Origin of the sequence: Protofrankia coriariae (assembly GCF_001017755.1) — a bacterium.
GTDB classification, from domain to species: domain Bacteria; phylum Actinomycetota; class Actinomycetes; order Frankiales; family Frankiaceae; genus Protofrankia; species Protofrankia coriariae.
Window position 1 is genome coordinate 1 of sequence record NZ_JWIO01000008.1, and the last position, 18,879, is coordinate 18,879.

General features: G+C 69.0%; 13 protein-coding genes and 1 pseudogene. 3 read left to right on the top strand and 11 right to left on the bottom strand.

Going from position 1 to position 18,879, the window contains the following annotated elements; all coding sequences use genetic code 11:
* Positions 1-5 precede the first annotated feature (5 nt).
* Both FrCorBMG51_RS06955 and prfB read right to left on the bottom strand, forming a co-directional pair.
* Positions 6-746 (bottom strand): toll/interleukin-1 receptor domain-containing protein, encoded by a 741-nt coding sequence (locus tag FrCorBMG51_RS06955; RefSeq protein WP_235433386.1) that lies wholly within the window; start codon positions 744-746, stop codon positions 6-8.
* Positions 747-995: 249 nt separating this feature from the next.
* Positions 996-2,096: a peptide chain release factor 2 gene (gene prfB / locus FrCorBMG51_RS06960; protein ID WP_047222352.1), complete on the bottom strand. Its 1,101-nt coding sequence runs from the start codon at positions 2,094-2,096 to the stop codon at positions 996-998.
* A 973-nt stretch (positions 2,097-3,069) separates the two neighbouring features.
* Between prfB and FrCorBMG51_RS06965 the strand changes: the two genes are divergently transcribed.
* Positions 3,070-4,044 carry a hypothetical protein gene (locus FrCorBMG51_RS06965; RefSeq protein ID WP_047222288.1) on the top strand — a complete coding sequence of 325 codons (975 nt, stop codon included), beginning with the start codon at positions 3,070-3,072 and terminating at the stop codon, positions 4,042-4,044.
* A gap of 352 nt (positions 4,045-4,396) precedes the next feature.
* On the opposite strand, the gene FrCorBMG51_RS06970 is transcribed toward FrCorBMG51_RS06965, so the two are convergent.
* Positions 4,397-4,633 carry a hypothetical protein gene (locus FrCorBMG51_RS06970; protein WP_047222289.1) on the bottom strand — a complete coding sequence of 79 codons (237 nt, stop codon included), beginning with the start codon at positions 4,631-4,633 and terminating at the stop codon, positions 4,397-4,399.
* Between the two features lie 741 nt (positions 4,634-5,374).
* Between FrCorBMG51_RS06970 and FrCorBMG51_RS06975 the strand changes: the two genes are divergently transcribed.
* The gene (locus FrCorBMG51_RS06975) at positions 5,375-6,181 is read left to right on the top strand and encodes an FHA domain-containing protein (RefSeq protein WP_047222290.1); all 807 of its coding nucleotides are present in this window, start codon (positions 5,375-5,377) and stop codon (positions 6,179-6,181) included.
* An 80-nt stretch (positions 6,182-6,261) separates the two neighbouring features.
* Positions 6,262-7,575 (top strand): annotated as a pseudogene (locus FrCorBMG51_RS24825) (serine/threonine-protein kinase).
* 62 nt (positions 7,576-7,637) lie between these two features.
* Here FrCorBMG51_RS24825 and FrCorBMG51_RS06985 read toward each other — a convergent pair.
* From FrCorBMG51_RS06985 to FrCorBMG51_RS07020, 8 genes are all read right to left on the bottom strand, one after another.
* Positions 7,638-8,114 carry a pilus assembly protein TadG-related protein gene (locus FrCorBMG51_RS06985; RefSeq protein WP_047222353.1) on the bottom strand — a complete coding sequence of 159 codons (477 nt, stop codon included), beginning with the start codon at positions 8,112-8,114 and terminating at the stop codon, positions 7,638-7,640.
* Between the two features lie 413 nt (positions 8,115-8,527).
* Complete coding sequence (gene zapE / locus FrCorBMG51_RS06990; protein ID WP_235433387.1) at positions 8,528-9,616, bottom strand: cell division protein ZapE; 1,089 nt, start codon at positions 9,614-9,616, stop codon at positions 8,528-8,530.
* 289 nt (positions 9,617-9,905) lie between these two features.
* Complete coding sequence (locus FrCorBMG51_RS06995; protein ID WP_047222291.1) at positions 9,906-10,436, bottom strand: GNAT family N-acetyltransferase; 531 nt, start codon at positions 10,434-10,436, stop codon at positions 9,906-9,908.
* 623 nt (positions 10,437-11,059) lie between these two features.
* Positions 11,060-11,725 carry a hypothetical protein gene (locus FrCorBMG51_RS07000; protein WP_338052702.1) on the bottom strand — a complete coding sequence of 222 codons (666 nt, stop codon included), beginning with the start codon at positions 11,723-11,725 and terminating at the stop codon, positions 11,060-11,062.
* Positions 11,726-11,727: 2 nt separating this feature from the next.
* Entirely contained in the window at positions 11,728-12,135 is a 408-nt protein-coding gene (locus FrCorBMG51_RS07005; protein WP_076843357.1) for a TadE/TadG family type IV pilus assembly protein, read from the bottom strand.
* 736 nt (positions 12,136-12,871) lie between these two features.
* Positions 12,872-13,819: a type II secretion system F family protein gene (locus FrCorBMG51_RS07010; RefSeq protein WP_047222293.1), complete on the bottom strand. Its 948-nt coding sequence runs from the start codon at positions 13,817-13,819 to the stop codon at positions 12,872-12,874.
* 193 nt (positions 13,820-14,012) lie between these two features.
* Positions 14,013-14,873, bottom strand: coding sequence for a type II secretion system F family protein (locus tag FrCorBMG51_RS07015; protein WP_047222294.1), 861 nt, complete (start codon positions 14,871-14,873; stop codon positions 14,013-14,015).
* Positions 14,873-16,243, bottom strand: coding sequence for a TadA family conjugal transfer-associated ATPase (locus FrCorBMG51_RS07020; RefSeq protein ID WP_047222356.1), 1,371 nt, complete (start codon positions 16,241-16,243; stop codon positions 14,873-14,875). Before FrCorBMG51_RS07020 ends, FrCorBMG51_RS07015 begins: the two co-directional genes overlap by 1 nt.
* Positions 16,244-18,879 lie beyond the last annotated feature (2,636 nt).

Genomic DNA, 18,879 nt, shown 5'->3' on the forward strand with positions numbered 1-18,879 from the left:
CGTTCTTATCTTAGCGGCATTGCCAGCAGGACGATCGGACCGAGTTCACGTTTGGCTCTGATGACCTCGTGCCGGCACCATCCCCGGGAGCTGTAGGAGTCCGTCACGATCGCCAGGAACGCCGACGCGGAAATCGCCCGGTCTATCGCCTCGACAAGCCGTTCGCCGGCGGCGATGCTGTGCACGTCGAGAAAGTCACCGACGTCCGTGCACTCGTGCAGGTACTTGCGCACGGCCAGCGCCACGCCCCGACCGTCCGTCGACGCGTGGCTGAGCAGCACGGTGAGCGGAGAATCGTCGTCGGTGACATGCCGGAAGAGCCGGTGCAGGATCTTGTTCACGAACACCTGGTCTCGCAGCTCACGAGTTGTCTCGTAGAGCCTGAGGCAGTTCACGTCCGAAATCGACGAGGTCCGGTCGACCTTCCGGGTGAGCAGCACCGGCAACAGCCAGTGACGAGATGACGTCGATGTCATGTCGACGAGCTCGGTGACGTACTCGTTCCACCCTCCGCTCATCAGCCACGCGTCGACAAGCAGCACCACGATGTTGCGTTCGGCCCGTTCGAGATCGACGGCCGGCGGCGGATCGTCCCGTCCGGGCGGCCGCGGATTCGGTGCGGACGTCCAGAAACGGACCGGCACGCCGAGACCCCGTACCCGCGGACGCCACTGATCGGCGCACAGGAACTTGAAGGCGACGTCGGCAAGATGCTCACCGAGGAGACTGCCACCGTGCCAGACCACGTGCACCGCAACAGGCAATCGCCTGTCAGCGGTCACCAACGGTCATCAACCGGATCGGGATGCACTCCGGCACAATAACCGGACGGTCACGCCCGCCTCGGGGCCACACACAGGCCATGTATATCCGGGTATATCCAGCACATGGCAGGGACGCGTACCGGCGCCACACGTCAGGACGCGGCCCTTCCCGAGCCAGGTCCGGCTCACGTCGGTCTCGGGCGGACAGACGGACAAAATACCGGCCGGTGGCTATCCCTGCTGCTCGGTGGTCCGCCGCCAGCGGATCTCCGCGTCGATGAACTCGTCGATGTCGCCGTCGAGCACCGCCGCGGTACCGGACGTCTCGACCTCGGTCCGCAGGTCCTTCACCATCTGGTACGGGTGCAGAACGTAGTTGCGGATCTGGGAGCCGAAGGAGACGTCCTGCGGGCCGCCGGTCAGCCGCTGCTTCTCGGCGGCCTCCTCGGCCCGCCTGCGTTCGAGCAGCTTCGCCTGGAGCACTATCATGGCCGCGGCCTTGTTCTGCAGCTGGCTGCGTTCGTTCTGGCAGGTCACCACGATGTTGGTGGGCAGATGGGTGATCCGCACCGCGGAGTCGGTGGTGTTGACACCCTGCCCGCCCGGCCCGGACGACCGGAAGATGTCGATCCGCAGTTCCCTGTCGTCGATCTCGACATGGTCGGACTGCTCGACCACGGGCGTCACCTCGACCCCGGCGAACGAGGTCTGCCGCCTGTTCTGGTTGTCGAAGGGGCTGATCCGCACGAGCCGGTGGACGCCGTGCTCGCTGCGCAGCGTCCCGTAGGCGTAGGGTGCCTTGATCTGGAACGTGGCGGACTTCAGGCCCGCCTCCTCCGCCTCGGAGGTGTCGAACACCTCAGTGGCGTATCCGTGCCGTTCAGCCCAGCGCAGGTACATGCGCAGCAGCATCGCGGTCCAGTCGGCGGCGTCCACGCCGCCGGCGCCGGCCGAGAGCTGGACGATCGCGTCACGCTCGTCGTACTCGCCGGAGAGCAGGGTGCGGACCTCGAGCGCGGAGATGTCGCGGGCGAGCGTGGGCAGGTCGTTCGCGGCCTCGGCGAGCAGGTCGTCATCCCCCAGATCGAGGGCGGCGATGACGTCGTCGAGACGCCTGCGCAGTGCCTCGACCCGCGAGATGTCCCCACGCACCGACGACAACCGCCTGGTCACGGCCTGAGCGCGGTCCTGATCGCTCCACAGCTGCGGGTCGGCCGCTTCGCGTTCCAGATCGGCTGCGCGACGCCGAAGAGTATCGAGATCAAGAACTGCTTCGATGCCGGCAAGCGTCGCGTCGAGAGCCTTGATCTCCTCGGTGATGTCGGCGGCCATGAGACCCACCTTACCGTCGGCCGCACCCGCCCTCACCCGTACAGATCTTGGCTCTCCCTTCCCGCTCTTCCCACCTGGTACGGATCACGGCTCACCGATGGCCATCGGCGGCATGGGACGTGCCCGACCGGCGCCCGGCCAGCCCGACGGACCGCCGAGCGGAAAGCGCCGGCAGCAGGCGTCCGCCGGACGGGGCTGCCCGACAGAATCCGGGAACTCGGCCGGCGGAAACCGCGGGACGGGTCGTGCGCCGGCGTAACGTGCACCGCGGGCGATGCCCGTGGTGCTGGCCGGGTTCCCCGTCCGGGTTCCCGCCCATGCGCCCGCGGGTCGCGGGACACTCGTCCCGACCGGGGTACCGGATGCCTCCCGTACCCGTGCCTCCTGTACCCGCGCCTCCTGTACCCCGCGCCTCCCGTATCCGCCTGCGCATCCCGCGCCCACTTGCCGCGGGCCGTGGATGGGCCCCGGGGAAAGCGGGCGCCTGAGAGCGCACGGGAGGAACATGGGAGGCATGGCCAGCCCAGCATGGCCAGCCGCGAAACCGCACCGGCCGCGTCTGTCGGCCCACCACGGCCGAGGCGGCGTCATCCGGCGGAAACATCGGCGCGCGGGCCGCAATAATACGGAAACAATGTTACGCAAAAGAGACGACGTTACAGCCTGGTAATTCGCTCCGGCAGACCCTGTACTCTGCCGCGACCGGCCCGGCGGCGTAATCTCTCTCCAGAGACTCTCGCGAGAGACGTACAACACACCGCCACATCCCGGCACGGAAGCGGCAGGCGTTCTGAAACGCTATCTTTGGTAACGAGTGGCCTCTTCGGTCTGGAAGTGGTGACGTTGCGAGTGCCCTTCCACGGCTTGCCGGTATCGGCGCCAGTGAGCGCGGGGAGCCTCGCGCCGCCCTGTCACCCTTCGGGTGGAAAGAGAACCACGGCAATACGACCGCACGCACCCGAAGGACGCCGACATGCCTGAGCCTGCCGACCGACGACGGGTACTCACAGCCGCTGTGGCCCCCGTTGTCGTCATGACCGACCAGGCAAACACCAGCGATCTGCACGAGGCCTGCGCACAGGCCCTGGGGCAGGCGCTGGACAGCTACGAGACCTCCGATCTGACCGACATCGTCGCCGGCCTGACAAGCCTGGAAGAGGTCATGCGCACCGTGCCGCGCACGCGGCGGCTGCGGGGGTCGGTCGCGCTGGACTGGATGCGGCTGCACGCGGCCGTGACCACCACCATGGCGGGAGCCGTCTACGACCAGGGCCGCCACAGTCATGCCGTGTCACTGGCCGACCGGGCCGCGACGGTGGCCCGGGCCGCCGGCGACGGACCACTCGCCGGCCGCGCGCTGACCGTCCGCGCCCGGGTGGTACGCCAGCACAACCCGGCGGTGGCGCTGCAGATCGCCGATGCCGCGGGCCGTATCGCCGGCACGAGCCCGGCTCGGGCCCTGGTCGCCGGCAAGGTCTCGGCCAGCTCGTACGCCGCGGTCGGGGACGTCGCCGGGGTCCAGCGCTCGGTGGCCCATGCCTGGAAGATCATGGAGTTGCTGGACAGCTCCGCGCACGGACGTCCGGGATTCGCGCTCGACACCTACTCCCCCGCCGACCTCGCGCTCGCCTCCGCCGAGGCGTTGACCACCGTCGGCGTCGCCGAGGACGCCGGGCCCCACCTGGAACGGGCGTCCGAACTGATCACCAATAGCGGGCAGACCGGGATGGTGATCGCGGTGTACATGGCGCGGGCTCGGGCCGCGCTCAGCCGCGAGCGTCCGGACCCCTACGAGGCCAGGCACCATGCCTCGCGGGCGGTGACCCTCTCCCTGCAACGGCCCGCGGAATGGGTCGCCCGGCTCGTGCACGACATCTCCGCGCTCGCCAGCAGACGCACCGGCCACGACATGGACGACCTGGTCGCCACCACGTCCCCCTGGTTCTGAAGCGGTCCCGGATCCAAAGCAGCGTCGCCCCCACCACATCCGCCATGGCGCCGATGCCGGCGCTGGTGCCGATACCGGCACCGGTGACGCTGGCACGCACCGACAGCGCTGTCGGGTGCACGTCGTCATACCGGTCGCAGGGAGCTGCCGGAAAATAATTTCGTTTTTGACCACGGTGTGGGACTGCGGGATCGTTCTTCACTTCCGACGCGGTGAGACGCGTGGCGGATCGAGTAATATGGGAGTCATCGACAGGGTGTGCTGATCCGGTCTGATGTCAGACCGGATCAGCACACCAGACCGGATCAGCACACCCTGTATGCGAGCCTCTTTGACTGTTACCGGATCTACCTCAGTACCAGACCCACAGGTCGTAGTCGGCCCACGGTGCCGAACTGCCGTTGCAGAAGTAGGACTCCCACCGGCCGGTGTTGACGCCGGCCTTGCCGGCGGCGTCACAGCTCTCGAACCAGTAGAAGCTCTGGCCGGTGTTGTGCCACGTCGCGGCGCTCGCCTCAGCGGCTGGTGCGATCAGGACGGTGACGCAGGCCAATGGCGCGATCAGCGCCGGGATGAGCTTTCTGCGCATTCTGTTACCCTTTCGGACGGGGGTCATGGTGGACGCTTTTCCGTGTTCTCGGACGGTTGTCGTCATGTCTGAATGTCTAACACCGGCGGCCGAGGGTGTGACCCTGTCATGTTGTAGGAGTGGATCTCGGTTAGATTGCTGGCCAGCAGATCACAAGGGCTTCAATAGTCTGCCCCGGCAGGCTGGAATCGGGTTTCGCCAACCCGAAGGGCGACCTGCCGAAGCGTGACGTGGGTAGGCCGCCGACGAGGTGCCAGCTGTCCTGGTCCTTTTTCGGCGACTTCCCTCCGAGTCGGACGTGCCCGCTTTCCGTGGCATCCGGCCGTCAGGGCTCCGGCGTGTTGGATTCATGCACCGTTGCGCCCGGAAAGCCATGAAGATCGAAAGTGGCACTCCGGGTGGGTGGTCACGGCGGGCATGCGGGAAGGGCGGACCGGACACGGTCGCGACCTTCGAAGTCCGGGTCTCGTGACGGCCGTGGCGCTGGAGGAGCATGCCGGTTGGAACGACCTGGCATCGTCGCACAGACAGGTGAACGCCTGTGGGCGAACGCCTGCTGACGCGCTCACCTGCCCTGCCGGTCCGTGGCCCGTGCCGCGGACCGGCAGAGGTCTGTCCAAGCCCGGAGCCAAGCCCAGAGGCGTCAGGAACTTTACAGAGCGTACCCACAAGACCACGGTCGCCTTATGGTGCCGGAAAGCAGCCGAGCTACCGAGCAGTCGGTTCTTCCGGGAGGACGGCGTGAGCCACCTGGTCGTTCAGCCATCCGCAGGGCCATCGGACGCCGATGGCGAGGGCCAGCTCCACCACCTCGCCGCCGGCCAGGTGCTCACCTTCGGCCGTGGCGCTCCCGGGACCAACGTGGACCTCGTACTTTCTCATCCGGGCATATCGCGACTCGCCGGAGAAATCACGGCGGTCGTCGACCACTGGACGCTGACCAATTTCAGCAACACGAGCTCCTACGTGGTCGACAACATCGAAGGCGGCGGCGAACACATCCGGATCCCACCCCGTAGACGGGCCGCGCCCATCCCGTTCGAGCTGGCGCGGATCACTGTTCCGACCTGCGCCGGTGGTTGGGGTATCACCGTGTTCGCGCCCGAGCAGGCGTTCGTCGTCACCGCCGCCGGCACCGGGGAACACGACCTGCCCGGAGAGCTGACCACGAACGCCTTCCATCTGGACGAGACCTCCCGGTACTTCCAGGTGCTCGTCGCCCTGTGCGAACCACGGCTGCGGGACGCGACCAGCGCGGCGGTACCCACCACCGCCCAGATCGTCGAACGGCTCGCCCTCGACCCGCGACGGCCCCCACTGACCTCGACCGCGATCACCTACCACATCGACTATCTGGCCTGTCACAAGCTGTGCACCCACCCGTTCGAGCAGCCAGGCGCCGGCCGCGACACCGCCAAGCGGGACACCCTCGTCGCGGTGGCCCTGCGGTTCGGCCTCGTCGGCCCGGAACATCTCGCGCTGCTGCCGCCGCGCAGGCGTGTCGATCGGGTGACAGGCGATCGTCCCGCCGTCGGTGCGCTGCTGTGAGCAGAGCCACCGGGCTGCCCTTCCGGATCATCACCTTACGCTCGAATGATCCGCACCTGGACGGCGCGGTCTGCCTGGTCATGGAGCGGGCGGCGGGATCGCTGGCCGACCGCTGGTCGACCGCGGCCAGCCGGCCGGCACCGGGCGGCACAGCGAGCGCGGCGGACACAACAGGCACAGCGGCCGAGGCCACTGCCGACACGGACGCCGACGGCACCGACAGCCCGGACGACGCGGCCCGTGAATCGACCCACGTCGTCCGCCGGGCGGAGCCACGCGGAATCCTGCTGGGGGTCGCGGAAGCCCTGCGCAACATCCACGGGTCCGGCTGGGTGCACGCGGATCTCAAACCGGGCAACATACTCATCGATACCGACGGTGACGCCCGTATCGCCGACTTCGGCCTGAGCAGCGAACTCGACGGGACGCACGCGTACACCCCGCCACGCGCCGGATCATAGGAGCACGTGCCGCCGGAATGGTGGAACGAGCGGCTCACGCCGTCCGGCACCCCGGTGCGGACCAGCCAGGACATCTGGGCCTTCGGCGTGATCGCCCACCAGGTCCTCACCGACGGTGTCCATCCTTTCCCCGGGGCGACGGCGTCCGCCAGGGCCGAAACGGTACGTGCCTACGGAGCCGGTCTGGTGGATCTCCACCTGGCCTCGGCGATCCCAACGCTGTGGGCGGAACTCGTCAGAGCCTGCCTGGAGCGGGATCCGGAACACCGACCGTCCGCCGCGGACGTGGCGGAGCGGGTGCGGGCCCTGCCGCCCCCGGGCCCGCCGATATCTCCTGATCTCCTGCTCTCCGATCCTCCGATGTGGAAGGCCCCCAGCTGGAAGGACGACGAACAGCAGGATGACGAACAGCGGGGGGACGAGCGGAAGGCTCCTGAACGCAGGGACGCCGTGGCCGACCCCGTGCGCCGTCGTCGGCGCCGCACGGGGGCCGTGGCCGCTGTCGTCCTCACCTGCGGTGTGGCCGCCGGCGGCGGGCTGTGGGCCGCGGGCGTCATCGGCTCCGGCAGCGACCGTGGCAGCCGGCCTGCCGTCGTCGGCCAGGTGCCGGCTGCGTCCCATTCCCTACAGGTACGTGTCGACCGTGACTGCGCGGTGTCCGCCTGCACCCTGCGCCAGCCGGTGTTGTTCCTGACCTCGGGCGCAAGCCCGTCAGGCATCGTGGAAACCCTGGTCACCGGCCCGGACGGCGTCGACCGGAACATCGCCAAACCAGGCGCCTACAACCCGCTCGGCCGGGCGGACCGTAACGGACGGAAAACCGGCCGCTGGAGCTACGAAACCGGCGATCCACTCGGTACGTGGACGGTCACGATACGGGACGTCCAGACGGGCAGGCGGGCCGTCACCATCTTCCAGGTCCTGAACACATGAAACTCCCGTTCCGGATCACATCCGGACAGACCAGATCCCACGCCTGCCCGTCGGCCGATGTTTCAGGGGGCGGGTGGGCGGACGAGTGACTGGGCGTCCGCGCTCGCCGTGATGGTCAGCGGACCGATCCCCAGGATCGCCACCACCGGCAGGGTCACCGTGCGGGTACCGGTCACCCGGACCGTCGCCGGATCCACCAGTTGCGCGGTCAACGCCATACGCCCGGACGGGTCGGCGTCGCTCTGGTACTGCGCGACGGTCGCGGCCACCTCCGCCAACGGCAGCCGCTGAAGATCCCCCGTCGCGGTGTAGATCGCTGTCTCGTCGATGCTCTGGGCCGCGGCGAGCGCCGCGCCGTCCGCGGCGGAAGCGAGCGAACGCCTGGCCAGGTACACCGCGGACACGTCGGTCACCACGATCGCCAACATCAACGCGGCAAGAACATAGCCGAGCGTAAGAACCAGAATCGACCCCTCGTCCCGGCTGTGACGGACTTCCGACCCCCGGCGCATGGAACGTCCAAGCAGGTCAGCGCGCATCCGCATCCCCTCGGTCAGTATCCGGGCGCCGCCGGGGTCGCGGGCTGCCCATCGGGGCCCGCGACGTCCGCGATTTTCCGCGTCCGGTCCGCCGCACACAGCTCACAGGTGAGCGTAGGCCTCCAGCCTCCCGAAGCGGTCAAGGTGGTCCCTTCAGGGCCTCACCACGTCCGCCGGCCCACCGTCCGCTGGCCACCCGCTGTCAGCTGCCAGCTCCCACGGTAGGCGTTCATCGGCCGACTCCTGCCCTCGCAACGGAACCGTAGGTGAAAACGGTTGTTGCGATGACAGTTTCCACCTACGGCTTCCACACCTGTAGGTGGAAACCGTCATCGCAACAACGCTTTCCACCTACAGTTCGGCTTGGACAGCCGCCAGGTCGCCCGAGTCGCCACCTGCCGGCTGGTCTTCTTTCATGGCCGGCCCGGCGCTTCCCTCGGCAAAATCATGGATAGCAGGGAGAGTCGACTGGCGATCCGTCCGATGTCGGGCGGGAGGTCGTCACCGCGGAGCACATCCGCCAGCGGTACGGCCGCGACGAGGAACAGCCGCACGTCCCTGTCACAGAGAATGTCGACAATATTGGCGAATCGCTGCCGGGCGTCCTGGCCGACCTCCGCGAGACGAGGCAGCCCGGCAATCACCCAGGTTGTGAAGCGGCCGGTGAGAGCCAGATAGTCCGTTGCGGATCTGGCTGTGTCGCACACGTCGAAGAAATCGAACCAGACGAGGTCGCCACGGGCCGCCAGGGCCCGGATCCGCCGGTTGCCCACGTCGAGCGCGGTGATTTCCGCCTCGGCCGGGGCCGTCAGGCCGGCGTCACGGAGCTGGGCGTCCGTGCCAGGCCACACGTAGACACCGGTCTCGAACCGTGACCGGGGCTCGCCCGACCAGGACCGGCCGCGATAGTCCCGTGGACCGGCAAGCTCGACCACGTCCATCGTTCGCTCAATATTCTCGATCATGGGAACGAAAAGATGATGATAGATCGGATTCGGCAGCAGACCACCCGGCGGATAGTTGGACGTGGCCAGCAGAGTGATCTGCTTCTCGAACAGCGACGCGAACAGCCGGCTGATCAACATGGCGTCGCCGGCGTCGTGGACGTGAAACTCGTCGAAACACAGCAGACGGCAGTCGGCGAGGAGCTCCTCGACCGCGAAGTCCACCGCCCGACGTTTCTGCCGGTGCCGGGAAAAGGCCGCGTGGAACTGGCGGAAGAAGTCGTGGAAATGTACCCGGTGTTTCTTGTCCGTCGGCACGGTCTCGTAGAACACGTTCATCAGCCAGCTCTTGCCCCGGCCGACCGGACCCCAGAGGTAGACTCCGCGCGGCTGCCGGCCGAACGGGCTCCGCCACCGTGACACCTCGGCGCCGAGCTGGGCGAGCCGGCCGGCGACCCGCACCTGCGCGGCGTCCAGCTCGAACCCGGACCGCCCGGCGGCATCCTGGAAACGCTTCGCGAACCGCCCCGCGTCCGCGCGTTCACCAGCCACGAGCACACCGACCACGCTGCTCGCCGACCGACGCGGCCCGGGCCGAGCCTGCGGAGAACATCCCGCTCAGAGCCGCGTCGACCAAGTCCGGCGACAGCAACCTGATCGTCTCCTGACAGACCCGGACCTGGTCGTGGTGCCCCACAGGATCAGAATCCGCCCGGCCACCCGCATTCCCGGGACAGCACAGCGGTTTGTTCGGAACTCCTTTTTCGATTATCAGAATCATGAGATCGCCACAGGTCGAAATACCGTTGCCAGTCCCGCCCAGAGGGTCCCGAAAGCCTCCCTGCGATCAGTCACCGGTACGGGTACGGGCTGCCCATTCGACTCGGGTGATCGTGTAGATGGCGCTGTCGGTCTCGTGCAGAGTCTCGTAGCGCTCGAACGTCATGCCCAGCTTCTCAGCGACGCGAATGGACTGCTGGTTGTCCCGGTGGGGGATGGCCACAAGCCGGTTCACGTCGTGGTTCGCGAACGCCCAGGTGCCGGACGCGCGGGCCGCCTCGGGCGCGTACCCGCGCCCCCACCAGGGCCGGCCGATGAACCACACCAGCTCGATCCCGGGCCATCCCGGCTCGTACCACAGCCCCGCCCGGCCCACCAGCGCGCCGGTGGCCCGTTCCACCACCGACCACGAGCCGGCCCCCTCCAGCTCCCACGCACCGATGTTCGCCGCCAGGTTGTGCCACATACTGTGCCGATCGTGGGTACCGACATACCGCCCGAACTCGGCATCGGCCCAGATGGCAGTGGACGCATCAAGATCATCACGGCGAATCGGCCGAAGTACCAGCCGATCTGTCGTCAACGTGGGGGTGTTCACGCGTCACCGCCGGCAGTAGACGCACGGATGTGGGCAACCGCGGCCCTCCGCCGCACCGAAATGGACGTACCGATCATCCTGTCCAGCTCCACAGCGCAACGTGTATGCGGAAGATCGGTATACGGGAGAACACCCCGACAGGTCCAGTGTGATCATGCCCTCCGTCGCCGCGCCATCCACCGTCGCGTCAGCACCATAACCGGCTGGCCGCACAGCCGACGCACGAACAGGAGACGCCTCCGAGGCAGCACAGCCCGGCAAGCCGCCGCTCATAACGGGCGGCGCCCACAGACCGGCGGATTTCATGATGATCCACAACGCCCGGAGACACGGTCCGCTTACGAACATGCTCCACCCTGGGTACGATCTCGCCGATATACCACGCCTCGATGATCGGCATTCCACGCGCGCCTGGATCGCACGAACTAGTCGATCAAGGAAAGCCCTGCTGCCACCGACCAGTCGCCGCCACACGCATGGGCGCGCGGCGACCCCTGCCACATCGAGGCGGCCAGTCGCCACGCTGCGCGTCGGAAAGATCCGGCGGGCAGAAAATGCCAGAAAGTCCGTGTGACGTCATAAGAGCACATGATCCCGTGTAATCCAGTGAGTGGGCGGGATCCTTACGTCACAGGCATTTGTGTGCGGTCTCGGCGGTAGGCGTCCACTACGACTACGAATTTTCCGTTGACTGTGATGTCGGCGAGGCCGGTGAACAACCGGGCTGTTCCGGGCAGGGCGACGGCGGAGCGGACGCACACGGCGAAGCGGGAGCCGGGGGCCAGCGATGCGGCGCCGTCGCCGGGGTTGCCGGCGCCGCAGTCGGCCCCCTCGGGCGCGAAACGCAGTTCGGGCGCGCCGTCGAGGCCCTGGTCGGCGAAGGCCGTCTCGGCTGCGACCCGGGCGCGGGTGACGGCCTGCGCCTCGCTGTCCGCGGTCGCGTACGCCCGGCCGGCGGCCCGGGCGGCCTGGGTCACCGCGAACGCGGCCCGCTGGACGGCGAACACGCTGAGGAAGAAATAGACGAACGGGATGAGCAGCAGGACCGACAGGCCGACGAACTCGATCAGAGCGGTGCCGCTGTCGTCGCGCCGACGCCGTCGGCGCTGCCCGCCCTGCTGGCCCCGCTCACAGCATCGGCGCCATCCACGATGTGGATGCCACGCGCGGTGCGGATGCCATGCGCGGTGCGGGCGCGGCCAGCGTCGCCGACCTGGCTCTGGTACCTGCTCCCGCGTCCGCGTCTGGTCACACTCGGGGCTCGAGCGGGACCGAAGCCGTAGGGGCATGTTCAAGGGGTCTCCTTGACCGCGTGGCCGACGACCGTGAGCGTTGTCTTCGCGCCTCCTGGCAGGACCGTCAGCGGGACGGCGACCTGGCAGCGCACCTCGACCAGGGGCACACCGGACTCGCCGGTCGTGGCGGCACTGGTGCAGGTGGTATCAGCCCGGCCAGGGATGGACGACGCGATCAGCTGCTCCGCATAGGGGCCGCCGGAGGCCTCGGGCATGTTCAGGTTCGCCGCGTGCCGGGCGCCCTCGGCCGCGTCCGCGGCCAGGGTGTTGCGGATGTGCAGCACCACACCGACCTGGACGACCCCGAGGAACAGGAAGAGCAGCAACGTCCCGACCAGCACGAACTCGACGACCGCCGAACCGCGTTCGGACGCCGGTCGCGGCGCTGACGCCCAGGCGCGCAGCCACGCCGGGAATCCGGTGGGCCCGCGCCCATCCGATTCCGGGCAGGCCGAAACAGGCGGATGATCCCGCGCCGGGGGCGACACCTTTGCCGGAAGCGGTGTCGAAGGCAGAGCGGGCTTGCGCCCGCCTGGTTCCGGGCGTGCCGGAACAGGCTGATGCTCTCGCGCCGAGAACAGACGCTCTCGGGCCGGGAGCAGGCAGCCCCACGTCAGAAACAGGCGTTCCGGGACCGGGACCACGGCGGCGATTGCGCGCCTCCGGGTGAGACGCCCGGACGGGATGGCTGTCTGCGTTGGCCGTGACCGTTGGCCGCGCACCGCCGCGCGGAACCCGGCGCGGTCAGCCGTTGCCGACCACGGAGTCGATCGCATTGGTGAAGACATCCCGCAGCTGGGGCACAGCGACCGCCATCAGGGCGACGACCAGGGCTGCCGTCATGACGGTGACCATGACCCAGCCGGGCACGTCCCCGCGGTCCCGGCGGTCCCGGCGGCCGCGGCCGGCCTGNNNNCCGGCGGCCGCGGCCGGCCTGTCCGGCCTCCGCCACGAGCAGGCCTCCCCCGGCCCGGGAGAGGCTCTCCCGCTCCAGCACCCAGCGGCTCACGAACATCGCGAACACCCGCACGGCCAACAACTCCTTCACATTCTTCCGGACTCTTCGGGTCCTTCGGGCTCTTCGGATACTCACCTGGTCGTCGGACAGCGAGAAAATTTCCAGAAAATCACCGGCCGTCATCACTGGGCGTTGAAGGAAAGGCTGACCAACGCCGGGTAGAAAGCGAAGATCACGGTGGTCGGCAGGACGAAGAACACCACCGGCACCATCATCGCGATCTCCTTACGGCCGCCGGCCTCCAGCAACTGGCGTTTGCCCGCCTCCCGGACGTCGACCGCCTGTGCCCGCAGCACCTCCGCCAGAGGCGTGCCGCGTTCGATGGCCACGGCCATGCCGTCGACGAACCGGGCCAGCGACGGCACCGTCGTCCGGGTGGCCATGCCCTCGAGGGCCTGGACGAGCGTGGCCCCGGCGCGGGCGTCCGCGAGAGCCAGCCGCAGCTCACGGCCGAGTTCCCCGTGGGAGAGCCGGCTGACCCGTTCCAGCGCGCCGACCGGGCTCTCCCCCGCGGTCACCGCGAGCGCGAGCAGTTCGGCCACGGTCGGGAACTCGATCAGTATCCGTTCCTCGCGTTCCCGGATCGCGCGTGTCAGCCACCAGTCGCGGGCGACGATCCCGCCCGCGACCCCGGCGACGACCATGGCAACACCGACGATCGGCGGCGGTCCGACGCCGGTGAGCGCTCGCACGAGCAGCAGGAACGCGCCGACAAGCGCGCCGGCCGCGGAACAGATCACCTGCTGGACCCGGAACTCCTCGACAGAGGTTCGCCCGCCCGCCTGGGTCAGGCGCCGGAGCAGGGCGGCGCGCCCACCGAGGAAGCGGTCGAGCCGCCCGGCCGCGTCCCGCACGAAAGGCCGTAGCAGCTCCTCCAGACCGCTACGGGACGACATCGTGGTTCGCGGACGGTCGGCGAGCAGCCGGGACTGCGCCGGGGCGTCGCGCAGGTAGGGATCCATCCGGTCGGCGAGCCGAATCCGCCGGACGACCGGCGAGCGCCGGATGATGATGAGCAGCCCGAGCCCGGTGAGCAGGCCGATCAGGGCACCGGTCGCCGCCGGGCTCACCGCGGGCTCCCAACGGGGATGCCTGCGAAACCCGGGCTCACCGGGGTGGCGCCGGCAGAACGCGGACCCGGGAAAACGCTCATCGGCTGCGAACCCGTCGGGCGCTCGTCGGGACGGCGTCTCGTGTCGGGACGGCGCTCGCGAGGGCGGCAGCCGCCGACGGCGGAGCGTTCGCCCGCACCCTGCTGGGTTCTCATGGGCGTAGCACCCGACCTTCCTCGGGCAGCCGTCCGATCCATTTCATGATCATGTATGCCAGTGCCGACACGACGCCGCCGGTCACGAGCACGGCGACGCCGGTCGGGCTGTCGTAGGCGCGCACGGTCTCCCCCCGGGTCGCCAGCATCAACAGGACGACCCACGGTGCCCCGAGCGCGAGCCGGGCTGCGTTGACCGTCCAGCTCTGCCGGGTCTCCAGTTCGGCGCGGGTGCGCGCGTCCTCCCGCAGGAAGGTCGACAGCGTCCGCAGCAGCCGGCCGAGGTCGGTGCCGCCGACCTCCCGCGCCATCCGCAGCGACTCGATGATCCGGTCGGCGATCGGGTCGGCAAGGTCGTCGGCGAGCCGGTCCAGGCTCGCCGAGAAGGAGCCGGTCGCCCGGTAGTCCTCACCGAAGCGGGTGAACGCGGGACGCAGCGGGACCGGGCCGCGCACCCCCACCGACGCGAGCCCCTCCGGCAGGGACATCCCCGCCCGTACGGCGCTGGCCAGGTTGTCCACCACGTCCGGCCACAGTTCGCGCAGGTCGTGCATGCGGGTGCGCCGGCGCCGTACCACCAGCGCCCGCGGCAGCAGGGCGGCGAACACGAAGAATGCCCCGGCCAGCGACCAGGTGGCGGTGAAGGCGAGGACGAGCAGGCCGACCAGCAGCCCGACCCCAGTACTGATCATGAGGAACTGGTCGGGGCTGACCCCCGGGATGCCCGCCTGCGCGAGAAGCTCCTTGGTCCGCACCCGCCATTTGGCGGTGCCGGGATCACGCCGGACGCGAGGGCGGCCGCTGGTGACGATGAGGAACAGGCCGAGCCCGAAGAGCAGGCCGAGGAAGATACCCATCAGCCCTCTCCCCCTCGGATCTCGAGCCAGGGCCGTTCGCCCAGCGAGGCCCGCTCGGGCAGCGCGGCCCGCTCGACGTGGCCGTGGCCGTGGCCGTAGCTGTGGCTGTGGCTGTGGCTGTGACTGTGGTCATAGTCACGATCATGGTCGGACGCGGCGAGCAGCCCGGGCAGGTCGTAGCCGGCCTGGGCGAACCGTTCGGCGTGCGGAGGGTAGCCCTCGGCGCGCACCAGGGTGCTGCCGCGCGTCCGGTAGATCTGGGCGATCTCGATGACGTCCCCCTCGGTACGCCCGGGCAGCGCGACGATCTCGGTGACGCGCCGGCGCCCATGGGCGTCCTTGGACAGGTGGACGACAAGATCGACGCTCGCGGCGACCGTCGGCACCACGAAGGCGTGGCTGACGTTCTCCCCGGCGAGCAGCGGCAGGGTGCACAGTTTGGTGACCGCCTCGCGGGCCGAGTTCGCGTGCAGGCTGCACATGCCGGGCAGGCCCGAGTTGAGCGCGATGAGCAGGTCGAGGGCTTCCTCCTGCCGGACCTCGCCGACGATGATCCGGTCCGGGCGCATCCGCAGCGCCTCCTTGACCAGCCGTCGCAGCCGGATCTCCCCGGTGCCCTCCAGGTTGGCCTGGCGGGTCTGCATCGCGACCCAGTCCGGCGCCCGCAGCTTGAGCTCGAAGACCTCCTCGCAGGAGATGACCCGCTCCCGCCCGGGGATCGCCGAGCCCAGGCAGTTGAGCATCGTCGTCTTCCCGGCCTGCGTCCCACCGGCGACGATGATGTTCAGCCCGGACGCGACGGCGGCCTCCAGGAAGGCCGCGGCCGGCGCGGTGATCGTGGACAGGGCGACCAGCTCGTCCAGGCTGGCCGCGGACAGGACGAACTTGCGGATGTTGACCGACCAGTGGGCCCGGGTGACGTCGGGGATGACCACGTGCAGGCGCGAGCCGTCCGGCAGCATGGCGTCCACGAAGGGGGTGGAGAGGTCCACCCGTCGCCCGGAGCTCTTCAGCATCCGTTCGACGAGGTCCGCGACGCCGTCGGCGGTCAGGATCGTCGTGGTCAGCTCGCTGCGCCCGTTGCGGGCGATGAACACCCGGCCGGGCTCGTTGATCCAGATTTCTTCCACGGACGGGTCGTCGAGGTGGCGCTGCAACGCCCCGAATCCGGCGACCGCGTCGTGGACGAGCCGGGCGGTGGTGGCGCGGTCGACAATCGGCGGCAGATCGCTGGTGAGCGCGCGTTCCTCATATTCGCTGAGGACGTCCTCGACGAGCTGGCGTATGCGGGTGGGTTCCTCAACCGGGTCGAGGGAATGGCGCCGGACGAGTTCGCGCACTTCACCCTCGATGAGTGAGGTGGCGTCCATCCAGTCACCACGTACCGCCACGGAAGACCGATCCCCCCTGGTTATGCGTTCAGAGCGCCGCCACCCGGACAAATACTACGAAACGTAGAAAGAAGATCACGCCTAATCAGGCGGTTGACACCGTGCCCCGGCCGCCAGCCGTACGAAAATCAAGATCGCACTGCCTTCAGCTGTTCCCCTCCCGACCTCCGGCGGCGCGATAGCAAGATCGCATCGCCTTCAGCTGGTGATGTGTGCGCCTGGCGACAATATTCGCATGGCCGTTGCAGCCCACCCACATCGGGCCATGGGCAGCCCAACGACAGCGGAAAACGATCACATGCCCAGCCGAACGGCTGTTACTCTCCGCATCCACTACCTGGCTGACCTGCCACCGCGCGGGAAAACGGCCGGTCAGCCGTCGACCGGTCGGGAAAACACCCGGAACAGCCCCCGCCAGCCAGGCGGTTGCGGACCGGAGAGGATGCTCCACCGGTCGGCCGGACAGTCCTGGAAATCATTCCGCGGCAGAACTGGCACCAGCGCCGCCCCACATCCGTGAATACCTCGGCGACCGCGGCCCGTCCGATGTTCACGGGACGCGGTTGTAACCGGTGAGAAATATGCTGGCCCGCTGGCCGCGCGGCCGGATGCCGGAACCGTCACGAACGGGCCGCCACCGTGCCGCATACGCGGTCGATACCGGCTGACATGCGAGCCTGCGCACCCTGAAAGAAACCGGATCATTCTCTGGCCCACGGAGCGACACCCACGGTGCTGTTCGGCCCCGGCCTGGGCGGCGTCCACGAGAACGGATTGCCAGAACTGCCAGAAATTATTCGATATCAATTCTGATACTGATCAGAAAAATCGGCGACCGGCGCCCGGAACCGGCTCGTAGCCATATTCATGACCAACATGCCCGGCCGATCGGCGTCGCCGCCGGCCAGCGGCGGCGCGAGCGTGCCGGAATCGGCCGCCCGNATCGGCCGCCCGCCGCATCCGGGACAGCTTCGCACGATGCCACGGACAGCCCGTGGACATCCCTGCCGTACCCCGGCGGCGGTCGGGCATCCAATAACGGACAGCAACATCCTGATCGGCCCGTACCGCTGGACGACAGGATGACCGGATGCTCCGATCGGGCCTGCTCCGCTGCCAGCCCACGCCTGTGGCCCATGCCCGCCTGGAGGCCTGCTGACGAAGATCGGCGCGAGCTTGTCGTTGCGCACGCCGACGGGGCCGGAAACCGTACATGACGACAAACTCGTCCGGATTAATGCCCGGCCCGGGTAGCCGCAGCTGGTGGCTGTGCTGCCTGGGCCGTTACCTGTGGGCTGGCGGGCTAGACCAGGCCGCGATGGTGGCGTTCGTGGAGGGAACTGGCCTGGCCTACCCAGTCGTCCGAGACGATCCGGTCGCCGAAACCCTCCAGGACGCTGCCGAGCCAGCTGACCCCGTCCTCGTTGAGATCGGCGAGCTGACGGAAGCTGACGATACCGAGCGCGTGCAGCCTTGCCTCGACGACCGGGCCGATCCCGACGATCTCCTTGAGGTTGTCCTGACGGGCACCCTGCATCGCGGCGGGCGGCGGAAGGGAAGCGGAGCCACCGGATCTACCGGAGCCAGCGGAGCCGGAGCCGGAGAACGACGTCAGCCCGGCCAGCGCCACCGAGCCCGGCAACGCGGCGGGAGAAGCACCCGAGGAGGCGGTGGGGGAACCACCCGAAGCGTGCGACACGCCCGGTGGCACCGAGCCGGCAGGCGCTGAGGCTCCGGATGCTGAGGCCCCGGATGCTGAGCCCACAGGTGCCGTGCCCGCGTGCGCCGCAGCTGGGGAACGACGGTCCGGCTGGGCGCCTGGGACCGGCCGGGCGGTGAGCACCGGCACGGCCGCGGCAACAGCCGGATCCTCCTCGAGGAACTCGGGCTCCTCCTCCGCCGGCAGCGCGAAAAAAACATGATCGCGGCTTCGCCGACCGCTGGGGCCACGGCCATCGGGAAGTGCGGAGGGCTGGCCTTCGCGGGCCTCGCGGGCCTCGCGGGCATCCCAGACGTCACGGGGATCGGCGTCGCTGCGGTCCTTCTCCGCGCGAGCGGTCCGCCCGCCGACAACACCGGTGTCCGGGTGGCTTGCCGCCACGGCGCCCCCACCGGCAGTCGGCTCAGGTACAGCCGGCTCAGATGCAGTCGGCTCAGAGGCGGCCGGCTCACGGGCAACCGGCACGTCCGGCAGCCCGGCAGCCCTGGGGGCAGAGTCGGTGTGGCCGGGATCCGGAAGATCCAGTTCGACGTGGGCGGTGCGTGGGTGTTCGGATGCGGCCGGGGGCTGCTCACGACCACCCATCTGGGCGAGCAGCCGGACCTTCTCGGCGGCCCACTCGGCCTGATGGCGATCAAGCCTGGTCGTCAGGGTCGCGACCTGGCGCTGGGCGTCCTCGGCCTCGGTACGTGCCATCGCCAGCCGGGAGGAGAACTTCGCGGAGCGCTCCTCGGCCTCGGCGAGCTGTCTGCGCAGCTGCGCGGCCTCGGCCGCGAGCGCCTGCAAGTCCTCGGCGTTCGACGCCACGGCACCGTCGGGCTCGCCTGGCTCCTCGGCCTCGGCGAGGGCATCCTCAAGCAGCTGTACCCGGCGGCCGGCGACAGCGGCCTGCCGC